The following is a 21,222-nucleotide window of genomic DNA, read 5'->3' on the forward strand; positions in this document are numbered from 1 at the left end:
TTCTGAGCTTGGCTCGTTCGAATGTCGTGTGTTAGGAGCTAACTTTGTCTGATGAACAACAGAGCGGTGTTTGCTCAGAGTCTAGCGATTACAAGCTTGCCAAAGCCGCCGCCCGCCCTGGCGCCATCGTGAAGCTTCCTCTTGGCACGCCGGATGCCATCTGGGTCGCGAGCGCCCCGCACCTCGAATTGCTCGCGCAGATCCAGGAATCCGTGCGCGCCATGACCGAGCAGTTCACCAAAAACCTCGAAGGCCTCTTTAGCCATGCCGCCCAGATTAGCTCGCTACTGAGCTCCCAGCTCGGCGTCCTTGACGAGTTCCGGGAGTCCGTGTGCTCGAACCTAGTCCCCTTGATGGAGCGGCTAGCGGAGATAGGCGCTTCGCTCGACTGGGAGGCCATCCTTGAGGATTCGCGGCGTTGGGGCTCGTATGGCTGGGCAATCACGAACGACCAGTTCACCTACAACGCCCCGCCGCGCTGTCCCTCGTCGCTGGAGGAGGCCGATGCCGTCTACCTCTCATTTCTCGATGTTGATGCCCTTATTGCTGGCCTTGAGGGCAGCGTTGCCAAGAAAGTCGACTTTCGCGAGGCCGTCGAGCTCTTCCGCGAAAGGCACTATAAGCCCTGTGCAATGATGCTTTGCTCGCTCATAGACCGAGAGCTATTTCGCGCATGCTGTGGGCCAAGACGAGATGAGGGGGGCAAGCATAAACAAAGGTCTTGGTCTCGCGAGCTGAAAAAGCTGAAAGGTTCGCTTTCAGATGGAAGTGACGCTGAGCTCTCCGCTATGGCCATTTCGATAATCGACTTCGCCAACATATGCGAGGCCGTGGACTACTTCTTCAGGGCGGGAGATGACTTCAACCGCGAGCGAGAGGGCGAGCTTAACCGAAACTTCCTCCAGCACGGCATGATGTACAAGCCGGTCCGACGCAAGACTTGCATCAAACTCTTCGTACTGCTGGATGCCGTGAGCTCGTCGCTTCCTGACGCGTTGGGATATGTCTCTGACTTGGCCAAGGGTTAGACCGGCAATTTCATGAGGCTTGGACGCCTCGGCTCTCTTACCGATGAGTATCCATCAAGCTCAACGGACCAATGACGTTTGAAATAAGCGGCGCTACTATTAGGCTCCGCCTGCGCGGCGGCCATCGCCTTCGTCAGTGTCTCGGCTGTCTCGCGCTTGGAGTCAATGTTCACGTGGGTGTAGATATCCATGGTGTCGGCGGAGGTGGGGCGATGCTCGGCGAGATCTTAAGTCTAGATTAAACATGGCTAAGGAGGGGGCTCGATTGATCATCAGTGGAGTCCAATGGGTGGCTGCAACTCTCATCGGGCAAATGGATAACCGTGAATATGCATCAATTATATTGATAGGTCTTCTTGCGATTTATCTTCTGGCTAAGGGTAAGTTATTAAGTGTTATTAAATCGCTTACTGTTGTTATCAAGCTTGCGCTAAATCCCAAAATACTGATTCCTGCGCTCATTCTTATGACGTACTCTGCTTTTTTGATATACATCGCGTTTGAATGCGGGTTTTGGAATACAGGCATCTTGCTGGATACGATTCTTGAGGTTGTATTTGTTGGGTTTCCCTCCATATATATATTGCTTCTAAGGCAACATCGGTCACTTCAATTAAAAACGAATTGATTGTGCCCGAGGTCAGCTTTGGCGCACTAATGTCTTTCTATATCAACTTGGTCTGTTTCCCGATTCTATTTGAAGTTGCTCTTCAAACAGTCTTTTTGTTTTTTGGTATTGGCTATGCCCTATTTTCATCCAGACGTGATGTATCCAATCTACGCTTATTTGAAAACATGAGGGCTTTTTTGGGCATCATTGTTTTTGTCGCAGCAACGGTACTGCTCTCAAATGCTTGGTCCTCTATGGACTGGGGCGATGAATTAAGCTCGCTATTTCTTTCAATCTGGTACCCAATATTCATCGTGCCCTATGTTCTCGCGCTTGCCTATTATGCCTTGCTTGAATCGATGCGCATGCGTATTAACGTTTTGGAAGAAAACCTGCCTACAAAGGAGTTTATTAATATCGCAATAGCGTTGTTTCCAAACTTTCGATACATCAGACATTTCAACGGATGGAATGCCCATGAGTATCTTGAATGTTTAAAACCGTCTGAAAAAGCTTCCTACTTGGCTGATTTTAAGCATGAGGTCGACACGGTCGCAGCCAACGCTGACGCTAAAGTTAAACGGTTTGAATCGGGTAAAGGGAGGAGCGGGTTCGATGAAGATGGGATATGGTTTGACTGGACATATCTGGAAGAGATGAAGTCCTTTCTTTGGACAATTGCAAGTTTGGAGAATCAGCGCTGGATGGAATCCGGTGCCTATTCGTCCTTGGACGAGGCGTTTAACCGCTTCCTGCCTAACGGTTGCAACGGATCGTTGTTGCTTTCCCGTGGAAAGGATGCATACGTCTGTTGGGCAATCAATCCATCAGGTTTTGTGTTTGCTACCGGTTCCAGAGATGGTGCTTTTCCTTCCATGAAATACGAGGGCGATCGCTGCCCAATTACTGAGGGTGCGGATATACTCTCCGAGTTTGTTGATGACAACGGGGATGCTGATTCGCAACTTAAAAACTGGCACTTCAGCTTTTATATCGATAGATCGTACTTGTGATTACGCTTGAGGATGGATTATTTAACGATGCTATTCTCTGAGCTAACAAATATTTTTTTCGCAAATTGACAACCCTATGACGGAACACGATCTGCGCTCCGCCATAGGGTTTTTGCTGCTAAACAACAAATCATTGACGAGGGGGTGTTTCTATAGTTTTGTCAACGGTTTTCTCCGTTGAGCTACCTAGATTCTCTCCATGCTGGCGCCAGCCCATCGGCGCGGCAGCTCTCTTTCATTTTTGCGGGGCTAGGCCGCGTAGGGGGCCTTGTCTCGCATGACCGCGTAGATCACCTTCAGCCTCTTCCTCGCGACCGCCTTCAGCGCCTCGCCGTGGCACATCCCGCGGCCCCTGCACGCGCGGTAGTACTCGCCGAACCTGTTCGCGCTTCTCGTCAGCGAGTTGCATGAGAATATGAGCAGCTTCTTCAGCCTCCTGTTCCCCCGCCTCGATGCAGCCACCGACGCTATCGAGGTCCCGGACCTGCGGTTCCTCGGGGCGATGCCGCAGTACGAAGCCAGGTGGTCGTGGTCGGGGAACGACGATATGTCGATCGCTATCGTCGGCTCCGACGCCGTCCTCGGCCCGATGCCCGGGATCGTCAGCAGGCACGCGTAGGTGTCGTCCGACTCGAGCAGGGACGCGATCTCGGCGTCGAGGCGCGACGCCTCCTCCATCGCCTCCGATATGCGCCTCGCAAGCATCCTCACCTGCGGATTCTCGGCCCTCACCATGACCTCGGAGGGCCTGGTCGACGAGGCTATCGCGGTCCAGGCGTCCGCGCGCGCCGATCCGCCCGCGCCCCGCATGAGCGCGGAGAGCGACGCCCTCCCCGCGTCCGCCACGCCCCAGGCGCCGCCGAGGCGGGCGAGGACGCGCAGCCACCTCGGGTCCGAGGGGTCCACCAGGGCCTCGAACGCCGGGCAGGATTCCAAGAGGATGGAGCGCAGCCGGCCGTACGCGGGCGCCCGATCGGCGGCCCTTTCGGGCTTGCTTGAATCTTATCCGACACCGGGGAAATACATCAACGGGGTATCGAATAGCTCATTTCTGACTGTAATGGGGCACAGGCCGATATTAACGTCGACCTAATTTAGCCCCTACTATTGAACGGACAATTTTAATTACTAAAGATATGACTGGACTACAGAATCGGTTGGACAGGTCCGGTGCACATCGCGTACTTCCGTAGTTTTTCTTCGGAATACCCGTAGTAAAATTACGGGCAAATTGACCGATTTGCTCAGCTGCTTTATCCTGTGTTTCAAATAGCCTTAGAAAGCAGAGGAGCTGTGCCATGCTCAAGAAGTTTTCGGTTTCAAATTTCAAGTGCTTCGATAAGCGAATTACATTTGATCTATCCGATCCCGCTAACTATTCATTCAATCAACAGGTGATTCAGGATGGCGTTAAGGCAAAGGGCATCATTTATGGCGCGAATGGCAGCGGAAAGTCCAATTTCGCCCTCGCGATATTCGACATCGTTCTGCATCTGACCGACAAGGAAAAGCTGCTCAAAAAATACTCGCCATACCGGTGCCTTGATTCAAAGAGCTCAATCACAGAGTTTCAATACGATTTTGTCTTCGACAATATCGAGGTCGTATACCGTTACGGGAAAACCGATCCACAGACGCTTGTATACGAGAGCCTGTGTATTGCTGGCGTGGAGGTCTTGAGCTACAGGTTCGACGCTCAAACGGGCCATGTTGACCTGCCGGGCGCCGAGTCCCTCTCGCTTTCTACAGATCTCCCCGCTGAGTCCGACAGGCTGTCGCGTGTCAAATACGTCAAGAGCAATGCAATGCTGCGAGATGAGCCGTCTGCCAGGGCGTTTAGAGCCTTCACCTCCTTTGTCGACAACATGCTGATGTTCTACTCGCTCGATGAGCGTGGATATCAGGGGCTTTCGGTTGGCTCGGATATCTTTACCCAGGGCATTATTCGCGAGGGAAAGATGGAGGACTTCCAAGAATTCTTGCGCCAGCAGGGAATCTCCCTGAACCTCGTATCCGTGGACGTGAATGGAGTTCCCGAGCTTTATTGCAGGTTCGAAGGCGGCACCGTTCCGTTTGCGTCGGTTGCCTCGACGGGCACCATGTCACTTGCTCTGTACTACTACTGGTATATCAAGATGAGCAAGGCTTCCTTGGTCTTTATCGATGAATTCGATGCCTTTTATCACTTTGAATTGTCCCGGTCGATCGTGGAAATGCTGCGGGACCTCGAGGGTGTCCAGGTTTTCATTACGACGCACAACACGGACCTTTTGACGAACGACCTCATGCGGCCCGATGTCTATTTCATTCTCAAGGAGGGGGAGATTCGCTCGCTGGAGAAGCTAACGCCCAAGGAGCTCAGATTGGCCCATAACCTCCAGAAGATGTTTAAAGCCGGTGCTTTCGATGGCTAGCCCGGTCACGCTTTTCATCGTTGAAGGGGAGTCGCGCGACCTGCGCTTTGCGGAGAAGATGAAAGAGCTTTTTCTGAAAGGGAGAGATGACCTGAGGGTGATCTGTCTGCCAGCGGCGCAGAACATCTATATGCTCTACGAACGGCTTGCAGAGGAGGACTTCGATCTGGATGTTGTGGAGGTGCTGAGGGAAACGGTGCCTTCTGCTGCAAAATGTCTAGAGGGCGTGGAGCGGGATTCTGTTGATGAGGTCTTTCTCTTCTTTGACTACGACTCCCATCAAAACAATGCGCCTGGATGCGAGTCCGATGCCCTTGTGGAGGCAATGCTCCTCGCATTCGATAACGAACACGAGAGCGGAAAGCTCTATATAAGCTACCCGATGGTCGAGGCGCTGTACGATTATCGCGCGGGGCAGTGCCAGGCGCATTCAGGCTGTTTTGTTGACAACTCTGAAATCGCTCAATATAAAAAGATCTCGGGGGAGGGAAACGTTAACGTGGGGAAGCACATGGAGCTTCTCCAATGGAAAGACGCAATCGCTGCCTTCGTATTGAGATGCAAATGCCTGCTTGATCTCGATGAGGTTTCATTTGGGACTTATCGGGAGCTGGTTACGGTCGATGCGATTTTTCGAGAGGAGAAAAGGATGCGGAGCGAGGACGGTTCGGTGTTTGTGTTGTCGGCTTTTCCAGAGTTTCTACTCGACTACTTTGACGATAAGTTCTTTAATTCCATGGCCCCGATGCGCCACCTTAAGTTCGATGATTGCCCCCGAGAAAAAGGATGAGGCGCAATTAATCTCGCGCGCAACCGATTAAAAGCAAGTTTTATGTTTCCCAAAGCAGGGGAAGTGGTCGCGGCTCGCTTTTGTTATGCCCGCCCGGACGGAACGCAAAGTGGGCAATTGCCTCAGAGACACATCGTTACGCCAATTCGTATCGCAATGTGCGACCCCGCTGTGCGTTGCGATTTGCCCCCTATCCACCATCTCTTTCAGTATGCGGCCGGCCGTGGACTGGCCGATCCCGAGCAACGCCCGCGCTTCCCTTCGGGTAATTGAGGGGTGCTCTGCCAAGAACCGCAGGATCTCGTCCTCTCGGGAATGGGAAGCAGCGGGCGCCTGTTTGCTGTTTGACGCGGGCGTTTCCGCTGCCGTTGCTGCGAAGTTCATGTTGGGCAGAACGATTTTGAATGCGTTGTTCGTGGCCATGATTTGCGGCTGAGAGGCCGCATCCGCGTAGGCCCCCATGATCTTCCTCATCCCCGTGCCGTATGCCTCGATGAGCTGCAGGCGATAGAAGACGTTGGCGAGATGCGAGTTCCGGCAGGCAGAGATGCCCATCATCAAATCCTCCAGCTCCAAGCCGGGCAGAAGGCCGCCGACTGACACGAACTCGATCCTGTCGTCGTAGACGCTGATCAGCGTGCTGGCGCGGAAGGAGTAGTCCCTGTGCACGAGCGAGTTCAGCAAGGCCTCGCGCACGGCGACCTCCGGGTAGTCCCTGGTGTCGACGCGCAGCAGCTTTTGGAAAGTGGCATGGGTCCGGTTGTGGAAGTCGATGTAGTCGTAGGCCTCGTCGAGCTGCCGCATGAGGGACCCGGAGAACTCCCGGCGATCCTTGAACACACTCTGGTCCGTCCCCTCGAAAACGGCCGCTTTGACGGTGTGCAGGCACTGGTCGGACAGGAGCAGGCCGAGGTTTGTGTAGAGACCGTCCGATGAGGTTATCTTCAGGGTCTGTATCTGCGGCGCGCCGAAGGGGATCTTTCGTGTCTCCTACCCATATTCTGACCATTTTTCTAACCATGGTGGTTAGTAAAATGGTCAGAAATGACGACTTTACCGCGTCGCTCGTTGGGATTGTGCCAAGGATGTTCGCCATACCGGACAAAAGCGCGTCCAGTTCTCTGGCCGAACGAGACGAGCTCAAGGAGAACCTACTTCTTGCAATGTAGATTTTGAGCGTTGCACCCTGTTGCATGGTGCCCGAGGGCACCTCAGATCGCTGCTAAAATGCCTATATTCCGGAAGTGCGGGGGTAGACCAGACCGCGCCGTCCAACCTGCCGCTGGTGTTCGACGACGACCGTTGCCTGTTCAACACCGGCCTGTACACGCGCCGTTACGAGACCATCTACGGCCTGTTTGAGCCCAACACCAGGCCCGACGCGCGCCAGCGCTGGTTTTTGAAGGGCCTTTTTAAGGAAAGCGACCCCATGCTGGTCTCGTTTGAGTACCTGCCGTGCCGCGTGCGCTTTGCCGAGGACCCCTCCGAGCTGGTCTTTGACTACCGCTTGCCGATCCGCTCCAACATCGACCACATCCTGGGCGACGAGGAAAACCTCACGCGTATCCCCGCCAGCCTGATGGGGGAGGGTAACTCACTGCTGCTGCGCCGCGCCTTTGAGGGCGCCGTCGTCGAGGCCGCCCGCCGCGCCGCCGCAAACTACACGCTCGCCGTGCCGCAGTTCTACGGTGGACGGATTCAACTGCTGCTTCCACTGTGCACAACCGGCGACAAGCCCGAACTGGCGCTGACCATCCAACGCGAGGACGGCTTCTACGCCGCGCGCACCTGCCTCACGCTCGATATGGCCTACAACAAAGCACGACTCATCTGCCGCCCCGAGACCTCGTGGATCAAGCGGTAAGGGCTCGTTAAGCTGCGGGTTTGCTGTTTATTTGGACTCCGCCAGAGCAGCCAGCGCCCACGAATTTAAAATCGGGGGCAAAAAGTTCTTGGTAAACCACGCGCGGCTATGATAGTATCTCTTTTGCCGAAAGGCGACGGGCGATTGGCTCAGGGGTAGAGCATATCCTTCACACGGATGGGGTCACAAGTTCGAATCTTGTATCGCCCACCATCTAAAGCACAGGTCAGAGGTGTTAAGCCTCTGGCCTTTTTCTTTTTAACACCAAGGGTGACACCAAAAGTGACACCAAATTTTGTAACTTTATTAAAATGGGGTCTCCTTTTTTATTGAATATGACCCCTTCACAATTCCTACAAATGTATATAATCGCCTAATGTCTTCGGCCGATCTTTGCCTTGCTATGTATATGTCAATGACTTAACGCCGCTTACCGCAGCTGCGAAAACCATAGCGGGGCAAAAGGTCTGCTACGGGGATATCGTGATTGTGAATCCGGTCATAATGAAGGTGGGCGGTATCGCCGCGGGAAGTTTTTCCAAAATTGTCCTTGCATCGCCGTCCGAGTTCCCGTATAGTACTTGTTCGCACGGGGGCGTAGCTCAGCTGGGAGAGCGCTTGACTGGCAGTCAAGAGGTCAGGGGTTCGATCCCCCTCGTCTCCACCCGAGCATTGAATGAGGCTCCAACGCAAGTTGGGGCCTTTTTTCATATAGGCACACAAGGTCAAAGGCGGCGCCATGATCCTCCTGGTCGACAAGATCGTGCGTTGAACGACCGTCGCGTGCATGGTAGTATTCTTCCTCGTGGTGTGAAACTAATGCAAATGGATAGCCGCCATTACTATCACAGCCACTAACTAAAAGGGCTCTTGGCGCAACGGTTAGCGCAGGGGACTCATAATCCCTGGGTTCTGGGTTCGAATCCCGGAGGGCCCACCAGCATCTACCAGCGGTTTCTCCGTTTTCCAGTCAATCGGGGAAACCGCTTTCGTATTTGTTTTTCCTTCTCGAATCCTCGTGTTTCTTCTGTCTATCCACAACTATCCACAACTGCAAAATGCAAAAAAACTTCATTGCTAGGAACTGCACAGCATCATATTGGATAGCCGGATTCAACTTAAATGGAAAGGTATTGATTTAACGTTAAGATAATTCTAATACATACACATTTTGGGACTGTACCCGAAACGAACGGGTATAATTGACGTATTACATCGTATTACGTTGATTGGAGTAACCATGGCCATGAGTGCGACCGCCATTAGGTTCGACGAGGGAGAGAAGGACTGGATCCAGTCCTATGCGAGCGTCCTCGGCATGTCCTTTTCTGAATTCGTGAGGAGTGCCGCCCTCGAGAAGGTCGAAGAGGCAGCTGATATCAAGGCATACAACGAGGCGTTGGTAGAAGATGACGGCACCCGCTACTCGATGGATGACGTCATGCGCATGGCCATGGAGGCCGAATGAGCTTCAGTGTCGAGTGGTCCAAGGCTGCGGCCAAGCAACTTGTCAAGATCCCGAAAAAGCAAAGGCTCATCGTCCTGTCCTGGGTCCAAGAACATCTTAATGGATGCGAAGACCCACGTCTCGCACCGAACGGAAAACAGCTTCAGGGCACCGACTCCGGTTGGCGCTGGCGCGTCGGGGTCTACCGTATCCTGGGGAGGATCGAGGATGGGAAGGCCGTCGTCGAGGTCGTGAGGGTCGGCCACCGCCAGGGCGTCTACAAAAACATGCCGCGGATATAGCCTTCGCAGAGTCAGGCTGCCCGTCACGGCGTGGGCCGGTTTCGTGGCGGACGGCCCATGGGACGCGCCCGCGGGGCGCCGCCGCCCGCAAAATATTTTCCAAAATTGTCCTTGCATCGCCGTCCGAGTTCCCGTATAGTACTTGTTCGCACGGGGGCGTAGCTCAGCTGGGAGAGCGCTTGACTGGCAGTCAAGAGGTCAGGGGTTCGATCCCCCTCGTCTCCACCCGAGCATTGAATGAGGCTCCAACGCAAGTTGGGGCCTTTTTTCATATAGGCACACAAGGTCAAAGGCGGCACCATGATCCTCCTGGTCGACAAGATCGAAAAAAGCTTCGGCGCGCGCGTCCTCTTTAGTGGCGCGTCCTTCCAGATCAACCCCGGCGAGCGCTTCGCACTCGTGGGACCCAACGGCGCCGGCAAAACCACCATGCTCAAGATCATCATGGGAATCGACAGCCCCGACGCCGGCCAGGTCCAGTACGCAAAAGACTGCCAGGTGGGCTACCTAGAGCAGGAAACCAACCTGGAGCACAAGGACACCACCATCCTTGCCGAGGTCATGGCCGCCGCCAAGGAAATCCGCCGCATGGGCGAGCGCGCCAACGAGTTGCAGGCCCAGATCACCGAGCTCTCCGAGCAAGGCAAGGACGTCGACGCACTCCTTAACGAGTACGGCCAAGTCCAAGACCGCTTTGAGCACCTGGGCGGCTACGAGCTCGAGAGCAACGCCCGCAAGATCCTGTCCGGCCTGGGCTTTAAGGTCACTGACTTTGAGCGCCCGTGCTCCGAGTTCTCCGGCGGCTGGCAGATGCGTATCGCGCTGGCAAAGCTTTTCCTGCGCCACCCCGACCTGCTGCTGCTGGACGAGCCCACCAATCACCTGGACCTCGAGAGCGTCCAATGGCTTCGCGGCTTTATCGCCAACTACGACGGCGCCGTCCTCATCGTCAGTCACGACCGCGCCTTTATGGATGCCTGCGTCGACCACGTCGCCGCGCTCGAGAACCGCCGCGTAACCACCTACACCGGCAACTACAGCAGTTATCTCAAGCAGCGCGAGGACAACCTGGAGCAGATGCGCGCCAAGCGTGCCGCCCAGGAGCGCGATATCGCCCATATGCAGGTCTTCGTCGACAAGTTCCGCTACAAGCCCACCAAGGCAGCCCAGGCCCAGGAGCGCATCCGCAAGATCGAGCAGATCAAAAAGGAGCTTGTCATCCTACCCGAGGGCCACAAGCACATCGACTTTAAGTTCCCTGACCCACCGCGCTCAGGCGATATGGTCGTGGGCCTGGAGGGCGTCTCCAAGTCCTACGGCGACAAGCACATCTACAGCGATATCGACCTCAAGCTCTACCGCGGCGAGCACGTGGCGCTCGTCGGCCCCAACGGCGCCGGCAAGTCCACGCTCATGAAGATCATCGCGGGACTGGAGCCGCCCACCACCGGCACCCGCGACCTGGGCACCAACGTGGGCGTGGCCTATTACGCCCAGCACGCGCTCGAGGGCATGACCGAGTCCAACACCGTCCTGCAAGAGATCGACACCGTCACGCCCAAGTGGACCGTGCCACAGCAGCGCAGCCTACTGGGCGCCTTCCTGTTTAGCGACAACGATTCCATCGAGAAGCAGGTTCGCGTCCTCTCCGGCGGCGAAAAAGCGCGTCTGGCCCTGGCCAAGATGCTCGTGGCCCCCGAGGCGCTCCTGTGCCTGGACGAGCCCACCAACCACCTAGACATCGACTCGGTGGACATGCTCGAGAACGCCCTGCAAAACTTCCCCGGCACCATCGTGCTGATCAGCCACGACGAACACCTGGTGCGCGCCGTGGCCAACCGCGTGATCGACATCCGCGATGGCAAGGTCACGGTCTATGACGGCGACTACGACTACTACCTCTACAAGCGCGAGGACCTCGCAGCCCGTGCCGCCGCCGAGACGGCAGGGGAGAGTGCGCCGGCCACGGCCAAGTCCACCAAAGCCAGCGCCGCCCAGGCCGACACCCCCGCAGCTGCCCCCAAACCCGCCGAGGGCAAAAAGACCAAGGAGCAAAAGCGCGCCGAGGCCCAAGCCCGCGCAGCGCTCAATAAAAAGCTCAAGGGCGTGCGCAACCAGCTCAAGAAGATCGAGACGGAGCTCGACAAAAAGCGTGCCCGCTATGACGAGCTTATGGAATTGATGGCAAGCGAAGAGCTTTATGCCGATCAAGACAAGTTCAACGCCGCGCTGGGGGAATATAACGGCCTTAAGCAAGAGCTGCCCAAGCTCGAGGACGAATGGCTCGAGCTTTCCACCCAGATCGAAGAGGAGACCGCGCGTGAACTCTCGTAAGGCCGCTGCCGTGGCGATGAGCATCATCGCCATCGCCTGTCGCATCTGCGGCATCTTTATGAGCGCGATGACCGTGCTGCCGTGCTTTAGCGGCCTCACCGCCAAGCTGCAGATCGTGGGCTTTGTCGTTGAGCTTTCGCGCGCGCTGCCGAGCGCCATCGCCGGCTACGGCGTCATCACATCGCCCTTTGGCGGCGTGTTCCGCCTGGATTACGCCATCGTGGCCGTCATCCTGTTTGTGATCGACTACCTGCTCACGCGCGCCTCGCGCCGCGTTCGCTAGGGGAGCGCCATGTCCAGCAGCTACATCATGAACCTGCTCGCCAGCGCCGTCGCCGTCATCGTGGGAATCGTGATCCACGAGAGCGCGCACGCCGCCGCGGCCTGGGCACTCGGCGATAAGACGGCCCGTTCGCGCGGCCGCGTGTCGCTCAACCCGCTTAACCATATCGACCCGTTTGGCACCATCATCCTGCCGCTGCTCATGCTTGCCGCCGGCGGCCCGGTGTTCGCCTTCGCCAAACCCGTGCCCGTGTACCTCAACAACCTCAAGCACCCCAAGCGTGACGAGGTCCTGGTGAGCGCAGCCGGCCCCGCATCAAACATCGCGCTCGCGTGTCTCGCTGCCGCCCTCATGCACGCAGCCTATGGCAACCTCTATGCCAGCATGTCCTTTGCCCTGGCGTCCCAGATCATGAACTTCGGCGCCACCTTTATCGTGGTCAACCTGTCGCTTGCGTTCTTTAACCTCATCCCAATCCCGCCGCTCGACGGCTCGTCGATCATCGTGCCCTTCCTCAAAGGCAAGGCGCTCAACAACTATTACCGTCTGCAGCAATATGCTATGCCCATCCTCATCATCGTGCTGTATCTGCTGCCCATGTGGACCGGCATCGACGTGATCGGCCGCTATTTCGACGTTACCGTGTATCCGCTTGCTGAGCAGCTGCTCAACTTCGCAATCGCCGGCATCTAAGGTAAACTTACGGGTCGACCGTGCAAAACGGTCGTAACATGCACCCAAACCGCGCCGCGAAGGCGCCGTCAAAGGAGGTCGAAGATGTCGTATCGCGTGTCGACGCAGGTCTACAGCGGACCGTTCGACCTGCTGCTGCAGCTGGTAACCCGCCAAAAAGTAGATATCGGCGCTATCTCCATCAGCGAGGTGGCCGAGCAGTACCTTGCCGAGGCCGAGCGCATTGAGGCGCTGGACCTGGACGTGGCGAGCGATTTTTTGCTGGTCGCAGCAACCCTTTTGGACATCAAGGCCGCCTCGTTGGTGCCGCAGGAGGCCCCGCGCAAAGTTGATGACGACGACGAGATTGACGAAGACCTCGAGGAGCTCAGCGCGCTCGACGGCGACGCCCTGCGCGAGGTCCTAATCCAGCGCCTGATCGCCTACAAGCAGTTTAAGGGCGCGGCGGCGGCCCTTGGCGCGCGGATGCAGGCCGAGAGCCGCATGCATCCGCGTGTTGCCGGACCCGACCCTGAGTTTTTGGGCCTCATGCCCGACTACCTGGCCGGCATCACCCTGCGCGGCCTGGCCGTTATCTGTGCCGACCTGGACGGCAAGCGCCAGACCTTCTTGCTGGAGGCCGAGCACGTGGCACCGCATCGCGTGCCGCTCGACCTGACCGTGGCCTCAGTCGACCGCTTTACCATGACGCACCAAACCTGTACCTTCCGCGAGCTGTTGGACGGCGACGCCACCACCGAGCAGCTCGTCGTTACCTTCCTAGCAATGCTCGAGCTAGCCAAGCGTGGCTCGCTCACGCTGAGCCAGGACGAGATCTTTGGAACCATTCAAATCAACCGCGTCGAGGGCGCCGAGGCATACGTGCCCGGCGAGGGCCCCGATCTCACCGAATAGGAGCCGCAACCATGTCAACCCTTTCCACGCTGGAGGCAAACAGCCTCAAAGGCGCCCTCGAGGCGCTGCTGCTGGTGTCGAGCGACCCGGTGAGTGCGCCCGCGCTCGCCGGCGCACTGGATATCGCCCCCGGCGAGTGCGCATCGCTGCTCGCCGAGCTCAAGGTTGAGTACGAGGAGGCCAACCGTGGCTTTCAGCTGCGCGAGGTCGCCGGCGGCTGGCGCCTGTTTACGCATCCCGCCTACCACGACGTGGTCGAGGCCTATGTGCTGAGCTGGGACACGCAAAAGCTGTCGCAGGCGGCGCTCGAAACACTGGCCGTCATCGCATACCACCAGCCCGTGACGCGCGAGGTGGTCAAGGGCATCCGCGGCGTCAATTCCGACGGCGTCATCGCGTCGCTCGTGGACAAGGGCCTGGTGCGCGAGCTCGGTCGTGACCCCCAGCGCGGTCAGGCCATCATTTACGGCACGACCAACGCATTCTTGGAAAAGTTCGGTCTGCGTTCCACCCGCGACCTGCCCGACCTGGAGCAGTTTGCCCCCGACGAGCAGTCGCGTCAGTTTATCCGCGAGCGCCTGAGCGGCCGCAGCATTCAGTCCACGCTCGAGGAGCAGGCCGAGGACCTGGACGAAGAGCGCGAACTGCTCGATACCGATGTTGACGATGTTGAGGCAATCGAGGACTTGGAGACCCTGGTCGTCGACGAGACCTCGGAGGATTTACATGACGAGGACTAACGAAGTAGGGGAGACGCGCGCCATGGCCAACGCAGTACCCGTCACCGACGCCCAGCCCGTCTATCCGCACACCATGCGCCTGCAGCGCTTTTTGGCGCGCGCGGGCGTGGCGAGCCGCCGTGGCTCGGAGGACCTGATGACCGCCGGCCGCGTGACCGTCAACGGCGAGGTCGCGACCGAGCTGGGCACCAAGGTCGACATCGACCGCGACCATATCGAGGTCGACGGCATGCCCGTCAAGCTCAACCAGGGCGCCGTGTACCTGATGCTCTACAAGCCGACCGGCTACCTCACCACCATGAGCGACCCGCAGGAGCGCCCTTGCGTGGCCGACCTGGTCCCCCGCGATCGCTTTCCGGGCCTGTTTCCGGTGGGCCGCCTGGACCGCGACACCACGGGCCTTTTGCTCTTTACCACCGACGGCGACCTGTCGCAGGACCTGCTGCACCCCAGCAAGCACGTCTACAAGACCTACCAGGCGCTCGTGGACGGCCACCTGACCGATCGCGACTTGGAACCGCTCCGCCGTGGCATCGAGCTCGACGACGGCCTGTGCCAGCCGGCAATCTGCCGCGTCATCACCGCGCGCGAGGCAGAGGCCGTGGCTCCGCAAGGCGTAAAGCCCGGTACCACCGCCGTGGAGGTCATCATCCGCGAGGGACGCAAGAACCAGGTCAAGCGCATGCTGAGCAAGATCCACCATCCGGTAATCCGCCTGCATCGCTGCAACTTTGCCGGCCTTGAGCTCGAGGGCGTGGCCAAGGGCTCGTGGCGCGAGCTCACCGACCGCGAGGTGAAGATCCTCAAGGCCGGCGGCATCCCGCCCAAGCAGGCGAGCGCCAAGCGCAACGGCGGCAAGCCCCAAGATACGCCCGCCAGCCGCACGCGTCACCACGGCAGCCACGGCTCCGCACCCAAGCGCAACACCTACCGCGAGCGCTACACAGGCTAGGCAACCCGCCGCGCCCCAGCGCCCCGAACCATACCAGCACGTCAACCATCGAAAGGAAGCATTGCATGATCGTCGCCATCGACGGCCCCGCCGGTTCCGGCAAATCCACCATCGCCAAGGAGATCGCCCGCCAGCTGGGCTTTAACAAGCTCGACACGGGCGCCATGTATCGCGCCGTCACGTTCGCCGCGCTCGACCGCGGCATCGACCTGGACGACGAGGCGGCCATCGACGCCCTCGCCGAGCAGATCGAGATTCGCTTTACCAACGGCACCGGCGAGGATACGCGCCTGACCATTGACGGCCAGGACGCTTCGGCCGCCATCCGCACCCCCCAGGTCGACGCCAACGTGTCCAAGGTCTCGGCCTATCCGGGCGTGCGCGCCGCCATGCTCATCCATCAGCGCCGTGCCGCCGAGGACCGCAATATCGTGGCCGAGGGTCGCGACATCGGAACCGTCGTGTTCCCTAACGCGCAGGTCAAGGTCTTCCTGACCGCCGACCCGCGCGAGCGCGCCCGCCGCCGCGTGCTGCAGCGTCACCAAAACGACGCCCAGCCGCTTACTGCCGAGCAGCTCGAGGCCGAGGTCGACGAGACTCTCGACGCCCTTAAGCAGCGCGACAAGCTTGACAGCAGCCGCGAGGTCGCGCCGCTCGTGCCCGCCGAGGACGCGGTACATGTCGACTCCACCGCCCACACCATCGACGAGGTCGTCTCGATCATCGAGGGCCTCATCAACCAAAGGAGGTAGCCCATGCGCCTGTTTAAACAGACGCCCGAGGACTATTACAACGCCCCGTATGCCGAGTTCCCCGCGCTCATCCGCGGCACCGTCGTCGTGGTCATGGCAATCCTTTGGGCCTTCTCCAAGCTCATGTGGCGCTGGAAGGTCGAGGACGCCGACCTGCTGTTTGAGCGCCAGGAAAGCCGCGGCAGCGTGGTCATCTGCAACCACACCTCGATGGCCGAGCTCCTGGCTGTCGAGACGGCGCTGTTCTTTGGTGGCCGCCGCATTCGCCCCATTTTTAAGTCCGAGTTTGCCAAGAGCAAGATCGTACGCTGGGCCTTTAGCCGCGTAGGTGGCATTCCCGTCGAGCGCGGTACCGCCGACATGAAGTGTTTGCGTGCCGCCCAGCATGCGCTGCAGCGCGGCGAGGACGTTCTGATCTTCCCCGAGGGCACGCGCATCCGCTCGCGCGAGATTAAACCCGAGGTCCACGGCGGCTTTGCGCTCATCGCCCAGATGGGCAAGGCACCCGTCAACCCGCTCGCCATCTGCGGCTGGTCCGACATCACGCCTGCGGGCAAAAAGCTCATGCGTCCCAAGAAGTGCTGGATTCGTGCCGGCAAAGCCGTCTCGCTTTCCGATGCACCGGCCGGGCTTAAGCGTACGGAGCGCTTGGCCTGGTTTGAGTCCGAGGCTATGAGCCGCGTATACGCCATGCGCGACGAGCTGTGCGCCGAGCATCCTGGCAGGTTCTAGCCATGAGCGAGAACGTGACGAACACCGCCGCGACTGCGTCCGACCAAGCCACCGTGCCCACCATCGAGATTGCAGCTCACGCCGGCACCTGCTACGGCGTGCAGCGCGCGCTCGACATGGCATTGGCCGCCGCGCCGCAGGCAGGGGAGAGCGCTCAGGTCCACACGCTGGGTCCGCTCATCCATAACCCCATCGTGGTGCGCGAGCTCGCCGAGGCAGGCGTCGGTCTGGCCGACACCTTGGACGACGCCGCAACCGGCACCATGATCATCCGCGCCCACGGCGTGGTACCGCAGGTCATCGATGCTGCCCGCAAGCGCGGCCTCAACGTGGTCGATGCCACCTGCCCCTACGTGAAGAAGGTCCATGTGGCGGCCGAGCGCCTGGTGCACGAGGGCTACCACGTGATCGTCGTGGGCGAGCCGGGCCATCCCGAGGTCGAGGGTATTCTGGGCCACGCCGGCAATGACGCGCAGGTCGTGAGCTGTGCCGCCGACGCCGATGCCCTGCCGCTCAAGGGCAAGGTGGGCCTGGTTGTACAGACCACCCAGACCGCGCAGAACCTCGCCGAGGTCGTGGCCGCTATCACCCCGCGCGTACAAGAGCTTCGTGTGATCAACACCATCTGCGCCGCCACGAGCGAGCGTCAACAGGCGGCAGCCACGCTTGCCAACCGCTGCGACTGCATGGTCGTGGTGGGCGGCAAGAACTCGGGCAACACCCGCCGCCTGGCACAGATTTGCGCCGACGCCTGCGAGCGCACGTATCACATCGAGGAAGCTTCCGAGCTCCAGGCCGAGTGGTTAACCGGCGCTCACCACATCGGCATCACCGCCGGCGCTTCCACCCCGCAAGAACACATCGAGCGCGCCGTAACGCGCATCAAGGAGCTTTGCCGCTAATCATGGACCAGACCGTACCCGCATATGCCGCCGAGGTGGCCGATTACGGGCGCAGCCGCGACCCCGAGCCGGGTGAAGGCGCGCTCGTAAAGAACGTGCGTCCCGAATCGCCCGCGTGGGATGTGGGTATCGAGCCGGGCATGCGCGTGCTCACGGTCAACGGCGAGCAGCTCACCGACATGATCGTGTGGCTCTGGGAGGCCGACGATGATACCGTCGACCTCGAGGTTTTCGACCCACGCGACAACACCGTCACCTCCGTCGAGCTCGACCGCTTCCCGGGAGAGGACTGGGGGCTGGAGTTCGACGGCCCCATCTTTGACGGCATGCGCACCTGCGTGAACGCCTGCGTGTTCTGCTTTATGACCATGCTGCCCAAGGGCGGCCGTTCCACGCTCTACATTCGCGACGACGACTATCGCCTAAGCTTTTTACAGGGCAACTTTGTCACGCTCACGAACCTCACCGACGATGATGTTCAAAACGTCATCCAACGCAACATGAGCCCTATGAACGTGTCGGTCCATGCCGTAAGCCCCGACGTCCGCCGCCGCATGATGGGCCGCAACGCCCAGCGCGGCATGGACGTACTCGAAGCCATCATGGCCGCCGGCATCGAGATTCACGCGCAGATCGTGTTGTGCCCCGGCATGAACGACGGCGAGGAGCTGGAAAAGACCCTGCGCTTTTGCGAGGAGCACGAGCAAATCACAAGCCTGGGCATTGTGCCGCTCGGTTTTACCAAGCATCAGAACCGCTTTAGCTGGTCCTACAGCGACAAGCCCGAGCTGGCTCGCGAGACCATTGCCATGATCCGGCCTTTCCAGGATCGAGCCTACGAGCGCTTTGGCCGCCACACCTTCCAGATGAGCGACGAGTTCTATCTGGACGCCGGCATCGATCCTCCCGAGGCGGACTTTTACGACGGTTACCCGCAGTACTACGACGGCATTGGCATGATCCGCTCGTATCTGGACGAGACCGACGACGTGCTTGCTGCCGACGCCGAGCGTCTGGCCCGCGTCCGCGAGGCCATCGCCGCCCGCAGCCAGCACCTGCTGTGCCTCTCGGGCGCCAGCGCGCGCGACACCGTGGCCCGCTTTGTGGAATCGCCGCACGGCCTCGCCGGCACCGTCACAGCCATCAAAAACCGCTACTTTGGCGGCAACGTGGACGTGACCGGCCTCATCGTCGCCTGCGACATCTTGGAGCAGCTGCCACAAGACCTGTCGGGGGTTATGCTCTTTGTGCCTAAGCTCATGTTCAACGCTGACGGCATGACGCTTGACGAGTATCATCGTGACGATTTACTCGCAAGCCTTACCAGTCGCGGTGCCGAGGTTCATGTGGTGTCGACCATGCCGCATGAGTTGCTCGATACCCTGGAGCATATCCTTGGCATTGTGTCCGCGGACTCTAACATTTCCACTGACCCTACCCATTAAAGGAGAGCAGATGAAACCTATCGTCGCCGTCGTCGGACGCCCCAACGTGGGCAAGTCCACGCTCGTTAACCGCCTGGCCCAGACCTCGGACGCCATCGTCCACGAGTCCCGCGGCGTCACGCGCGACCGCTCGTATCACACGGCCGATTGGAACGGCCGCGAGTTCACCATCGTCGACACGGGCGGCATCGAGCCGCTCAAGAGCGACGACGTCTTTGCCACGTCCATCCGCGACCAGGCGCTCGCCGCCGCCGAGGAAGCCGCCGTCATCCTGTTTGTAGTCGATGGCCGCACCGGCGTCACCGAGGAGGACGAGTCGGTCGCCCGCATGCTCAAGCGCTGCGACAAGCCGGTCTTTCTGCTGGTGAACAAGCTCGACAACCCCGATCGCGAAAACGACAGCATCTGGGAGTTCTATTCGCTCGGTATCGGCGAGCCCACGCCGCTCTCGGCCCTGCATGGCCATGGCACGGGCGACCTGCTCGACGATATCGTGGCCCTGCTTCCCGAGGAAGAAGACGAGGTCGCCGATGAGTTCCCCGACGCGCTGAACGTGGCCATCATCGGCCGCCCCAACGCCGGCAAGTCGTCGCTGTTCAACCGCATCCTGGGCGCCGACCGTTCTATCGTGTCCAACATTGCCGGCACGACGCGCGACGCCATCGACACTGTCGTCGAGCGTAACGGCAAGCACTACCGCATGGTCGACACCGCGGGCATTCGCAAGAAGAGCACCGTGTACGAGAACATCGAGTACTACTCCATGGTCCGCGGCCTGCGCGCCATCGACCGCGCCGACGTGGCGCTGCTCGTCGTCGACGCCTCCGTGGGCGTTACCGAGCAGGACCAGAAGGTCATGGGTCTTGCCATCGAGCGCGGCTGCGCCATCGTTGTGCTGCTCAACAAGTGGGATCTGCTCGACGACGACCGTAAGCGCGAGGCCTGCATGGAGACCATCGACCGCCGTCTGGGCGTCATGGCTCCCTGGGCCCAGTACCTGCGCATCTCTGCTCTCACCGGCCGCAGCGTCGAGAAGATCTGGGCGATGGTAGACGCCGCCGAAAAGACGCGCTCGCAGAAGATTAGCACCTCGCGCCTCAACGCGTTCCTCACCGACCTGCGCGAGTTCGGTCATACCGTGGTGGACGGCAAGCGCCGCCTGCGCATGCACTACGTGACCCAGACGGGCGTCAACCCGCCGACGTTCACGTTCTTCGTCAACCACAGTGACCTGGTCAACGACACCTACCAGCGCTACGTGGAGAACCGCATGCGCTCGACCTTCGACTTTGCCGGCACGCCCATTCGACTCTTCTTTAGGAAGAAGGAGCAAAAGGATGCATAATCCGATTCTGCTGACCGCCATCTGCGCCGTGGCCTCGTTCTTTATCGGAGCGATTCCGTTTGGCCTGATCTTGGGCCGCGTGTTTAACCACACCGACATTCGCAAGGCGGGCTCCGGTAACATCGGCACCACCAACGCCCTGCGCGTAGCCGGCCCCAAGGTGGCCGCGCTCACGCTGCTGCTCGACTGCCTTAAGGGCGCCATCTGCGTTGTCATCGCCCGTCCGTTCATCGCGAGCGTGGGCTATGGATTTCCGCCGAACATCATGGCGCCCGGAGCCCCCGGCGACTGGATGCTCGGTGTCATTTGCCTGGCAGCCGTGTGGGGCCATATCTTCTCGCCCTATCTCAACTTCCACGGCGGCAAGGGTATCGCAGTTGGTCTGGGTGTCATCCTCGCCTGGTACTGGCCTATTGGCCTGTCGCTGCTGGGCATGTTTATCGTAGCCGTCGCCATCACCAAGTATGTGTCAGTGGGTTCGCTTGCCGCGGCCATCGGACTTCCTATCGCTGCTTGCGCGGTCTTTCCGTACAGCAGCCTGGGCCTCAAGTTCTGCATGGCGATGATCGGCATCACCGTGGTGTGGGCCCATCGCTCGAATATCCAAAAGCTCATGGCCGGTAAGGAGTCCAAGCTCTCGTTTACCAAGCGCGTCACCGAGCCCGACGATAAGTAGGATAGA

At 59.2% G+C, this 21,222-nt stretch carries 22 protein-coding genes and 4 tRNA genes; 24 read left to right on the forward strand and 2 right to left on the reverse strand.

Annotated features, from left to right (window positions below; genetic code table 11):
• Positions 1-44: 44 nt before the first annotated feature.
• The 3 genes from DW913_RS06165 to DW913_RS06180 all read left to right on the forward strand — a co-directional run bounded on the left by DW913_RS06165 (position 45) and on the right by DW913_RS06180 (position 2,651).
• Positions 45-1,028, forward strand: a complete 984-nt coding sequence (locus DW913_RS06165; protein WP_117774191.1) for a hypothetical protein — start codon at positions 45-47, stop codon at positions 1,026-1,028.
• Between the two features lie 265 nt (positions 1,029-1,293).
• The gene (locus tag DW913_RS06175) at positions 1,294-1,656 is read left to right on the forward strand and encodes a hypothetical protein (RefSeq protein WP_117774189.1); all 363 of its coding nucleotides are present in this window, start codon (positions 1,294-1,296) and stop codon (positions 1,654-1,656) included.
• Between the two features lie 2 nt (positions 1,657-1,658).
• Complete coding sequence (locus DW913_RS06180) at positions 1,659-2,651, forward strand: hypothetical protein (RefSeq protein WP_117797947.1); 993 nt, start codon at positions 1,659-1,661, stop codon at positions 2,649-2,651.
• Between the two features lie 249 nt (positions 2,652-2,900).
• Here the strand turns inward: DW913_RS06180 and DW913_RS06185 are convergent, their stop codons facing one another.
• On the reverse strand, positions 2,901-3,557 hold the full coding sequence (locus tag DW913_RS06185) for a transposase (protein WP_199580785.1): 657 nt from the start codon (positions 3,555-3,557) through the stop codon (positions 2,901-2,903).
• 392 nt (positions 3,558-3,949) lie between these two features.
• On the opposite strand from DW913_RS06185, the gene DW913_RS06190 reads away from it, so the two are divergent.
• The gene (locus DW913_RS06190) at positions 3,950-5,065 is read left to right on the forward strand and encodes an ATP/GTP-binding protein (RefSeq protein WP_117774187.1); all 1,116 of its coding nucleotides are present in this window, start codon (positions 3,950-3,952) and stop codon (positions 5,063-5,065) included.
• Positions 5,058-5,855: a hypothetical protein gene (locus tag DW913_RS06195; protein ID WP_117774186.1), complete on the forward strand. Its 798-nt coding sequence runs from the start codon at positions 5,058-5,060 to the stop codon at positions 5,853-5,855. The genes DW913_RS06190 and DW913_RS06195 overlap by 8 nt, the downstream gene beginning before the upstream one ends.
• A 27-nt stretch (positions 5,856-5,882) precedes the next feature.
• Here DW913_RS06195 and DW913_RS06200 read toward each other — a convergent pair whose 3' ends face one another.
• Positions 5,883-6,695 (reverse strand): ATP-binding protein, encoded by an 813-nt coding sequence (locus DW913_RS06200; RefSeq protein ID WP_197032228.1) that lies wholly within the window; start codon positions 6,693-6,695, stop codon positions 5,883-5,885.
• 445 nt (positions 6,696-7,140) lie between these two features.
• On the opposite strand from DW913_RS06200, the gene DW913_RS06210 reads away from it, so the two are divergent.
• The 19 genes from DW913_RS06210 (at position 7,141) to plsY (ending at position 21,216) form a co-directional block, all read left to right on the forward strand.
• Entirely contained in the window at positions 7,141-7,719 is a 579-nt protein-coding gene (locus DW913_RS06210; protein ID WP_117797949.1) for a DUF3825 domain-containing protein, read from the forward strand.
• 138 nt (positions 7,720-7,857) lie between these two features.
• Positions 7,858-7,932, forward strand: a tRNA-Val gene (locus tag DW913_RS06215).
• A gap of 378 nt (positions 7,933-8,310) precedes the next feature.
• Positions 8,311-8,383 (forward strand) — tRNA-Ala (locus DW913_RS06220).
• A gap of 200 nt (positions 8,384-8,583) precedes the next feature.
• Positions 8,584-8,659 (forward strand) — tRNA-Ile (locus tag DW913_RS06225).
• A gap of 300 nt (positions 8,660-8,959) precedes the next feature.
• Complete coding sequence (gene relB / locus DW913_RS06230) at positions 8,960-9,187, forward strand: type II toxin-antitoxin system RelB family antitoxin (RefSeq protein WP_117774181.1); 228 nt, start codon at positions 8,960-8,962, stop codon at positions 9,185-9,187.
• Entirely contained in the window at positions 9,184-9,468 is a 285-nt protein-coding gene (locus DW913_RS06235; protein WP_117774180.1) for a type II toxin-antitoxin system RelE/ParE family toxin, read from the forward strand. Before relB ends, DW913_RS06235 begins: the two co-directional genes overlap by 4 nt.
• A 152-nt stretch (positions 9,469-9,620) precedes the next feature.
• A tRNA-Ala gene (locus DW913_RS06240) sits at positions 9,621-9,693 on the forward strand.
• Positions 9,694-9,768: 75 nt separating this feature from the next.
• Positions 9,769-11,802 carry an ABC-F family ATP-binding cassette domain-containing protein gene (locus DW913_RS06245; protein ID WP_117797950.1) on the forward strand — a complete coding sequence of 678 codons (2,034 nt, stop codon included), beginning with the start codon at positions 9,769-9,771 and terminating at the stop codon, positions 11,800-11,802.
• On the forward strand, positions 11,789-12,085 hold the full coding sequence (locus tag DW913_RS06250) for a hypothetical protein (RefSeq protein ID WP_233542017.1): 297 nt from the start codon (positions 11,789-11,791) through the stop codon (positions 12,083-12,085). The genes DW913_RS06245 and DW913_RS06250 overlap by 14 nt, the downstream gene beginning before the upstream one ends.
• A 9-nt stretch (positions 12,086-12,094) precedes the next feature.
• Entirely contained in the window at positions 12,095-12,778 is a 684-nt protein-coding gene (locus tag DW913_RS06255; protein ID WP_117797951.1) for a site-2 protease family protein, read from the forward strand.
• Between the two features lie 84 nt (positions 12,779-12,862).
• Positions 12,863-13,672 carry a ScpA family protein gene (locus DW913_RS06260; protein WP_117786831.1) on the forward strand — a complete coding sequence of 270 codons (810 nt, stop codon included), beginning with the start codon at positions 12,863-12,865 and terminating at the stop codon, positions 13,670-13,672.
• 11 nt (positions 13,673-13,683) lie between these two features.
• Positions 13,684-14,412: an SMC-Scp complex subunit ScpB gene (gene scpB, locus DW913_RS06265; RefSeq protein ID WP_117786830.1), complete on the forward strand. Its 729-nt coding sequence runs from the start codon at positions 13,684-13,686 to the stop codon at positions 14,410-14,412.
• Positions 14,413-14,434: 22 nt separating this feature from the next.
• Positions 14,435-15,364, forward strand: a complete 930-nt coding sequence (locus DW913_RS06270; RefSeq protein WP_117797952.1) for a pseudouridine synthase — start codon at positions 14,435-14,437, stop codon at positions 15,362-15,364.
• A gap of 65 nt (positions 15,365-15,429) precedes the next feature.
• The gene (cmk, locus tag DW913_RS06275) at positions 15,430-16,116 is read left to right on the forward strand and encodes a (d)CMP kinase (protein WP_117797953.1); all 687 of its coding nucleotides are present in this window, start codon (positions 15,430-15,432) and stop codon (positions 16,114-16,116) included.
• 3 nt (positions 16,117-16,119) lie between these two features.
• On the forward strand, positions 16,120-16,848 hold the full coding sequence (locus DW913_RS06280; RefSeq protein WP_117797954.1) for a lysophospholipid acyltransferase family protein: 729 nt from the start codon (positions 16,120-16,122) through the stop codon (positions 16,846-16,848).
• A 2-nt stretch (positions 16,849-16,850) separates the two neighbouring features.
• Positions 16,851-17,750 (forward strand): 4-hydroxy-3-methylbut-2-enyl diphosphate reductase, encoded by a 900-nt coding sequence (locus tag DW913_RS06285; RefSeq protein WP_117797955.1) that lies wholly within the window; start codon positions 16,851-16,853, stop codon positions 17,748-17,750.
• Between the two features lie 2 nt (positions 17,751-17,752).
• Entirely contained in the window at positions 17,753-19,195 is a 1,443-nt protein-coding gene (locus tag DW913_RS06290; RefSeq protein WP_117797956.1) for a DUF512 domain-containing protein, read from the forward strand.
• 10 nt (positions 19,196-19,205) lie between these two features.
• Positions 19,206-20,540 (forward strand): ribosome biogenesis GTPase Der, encoded by a 1,335-nt coding sequence (der, locus tag DW913_RS06295; protein WP_117776260.1) that lies wholly within the window; start codon positions 19,206-19,208, stop codon positions 20,538-20,540.
• Positions 20,533-21,216, forward strand: a complete 684-nt coding sequence (plsY, locus tag DW913_RS06300) for a glycerol-3-phosphate 1-O-acyltransferase PlsY (RefSeq protein WP_117797957.1) — start codon at positions 20,533-20,535, stop codon at positions 21,214-21,216. The genes der and plsY overlap by 8 nt, the downstream gene beginning before the upstream one ends.
• The last annotated feature ends 6 nt before the right edge of the window (positions 21,217-21,222 follow it).

It is taken from the genome of Collinsella sp. AM42-18AC (assembly GCF_003467965.1).
Lineage (GTDB): Bacteria > Actinomycetota > Coriobacteriia > Coriobacteriales > Coriobacteriaceae > Collinsella.

Coding starts and splice junctions, on each gene's coding strand:
- DW913_RS06280 (WP_117797954.1), top strand. CDS start 16,120: ATGCGCCTGTTTAAACAGACGCCCGAGGACTATTACAACGCCCCGTAT.
- DW913_RS06195 (WP_117774186.1), top strand. CDS start 5,058: ATGGCTAGCCCGGTCACGCTTTTCATCGTTGAAGGGGAGTCGCGCGAC.
- DW913_RS06260 (WP_117786831.1), top strand. CDS start 12,863: ATGTCGTATCGCGTGTCGACGCAGGTCTACAGCGGACCGTTCGACCTG.
- DW913_RS06255 (WP_117797951.1), top strand. CDS start 12,095: ATGTCCAGCAGCTACATCATGAACCTGCTCGCCAGCGCCGTCGCCGTC.
- cmk (WP_117797953.1), top strand. CDS start 15,430: ATGATCGTCGCCATCGACGGCCCCGCCGGTTCCGGCAAATCCACCATC.
- relB (WP_117774181.1), top strand. CDS start 8,960: ATGGCCATGAGTGCGACCGCCATTAGGTTCGACGAGGGAGAGAAGGAC.
- DW913_RS06285 (WP_117797955.1), top strand. CDS start 16,851: ATGAGCGAGAACGTGACGAACACCGCCGCGACTGCGTCCGACCAAGCC.
- DW913_RS06270 (WP_117797952.1), top strand. CDS start 14,435: ATGGCCAACGCAGTACCCGTCACCGACGCCCAGCCCGTCTATCCGCAC.
- scpB (WP_117786830.1), top strand. CDS start 13,684: ATGTCAACCCTTTCCACGCTGGAGGCAAACAGCCTCAAAGGCGCCCTC.
- DW913_RS06235 (WP_117774180.1), top strand. CDS start 9,184: ATGAGCTTCAGTGTCGAGTGGTCCAAGGCTGCGGCCAAGCAACTTGTC.
- der (WP_117776260.1), top strand. CDS start 19,206: ATGAAACCTATCGTCGCCGTCGTCGGACGCCCCAACGTGGGCAAGTCC.
- DW913_RS06190 (WP_117774187.1), top strand. CDS start 3,950: ATGCTCAAGAAGTTTTCGGTTTCAAATTTCAAGTGCTTCGATAAGCGA.
- DW913_RS06245 (WP_117797950.1), top strand. CDS start 9,769: ATGATCCTCCTGGTCGACAAGATCGAAAAAAGCTTCGGCGCGCGCGTC.
- plsY (WP_117797957.1), top strand. CDS start 20,533: ATGCATAATCCGATTCTGCTGACCGCCATCTGCGCCGTGGCCTCGTTC.
- DW913_RS06290 (WP_117797956.1), top strand. CDS start 17,753: ATGGACCAGACCGTACCCGCATATGCCGCCGAGGTGGCCGATTACGGG.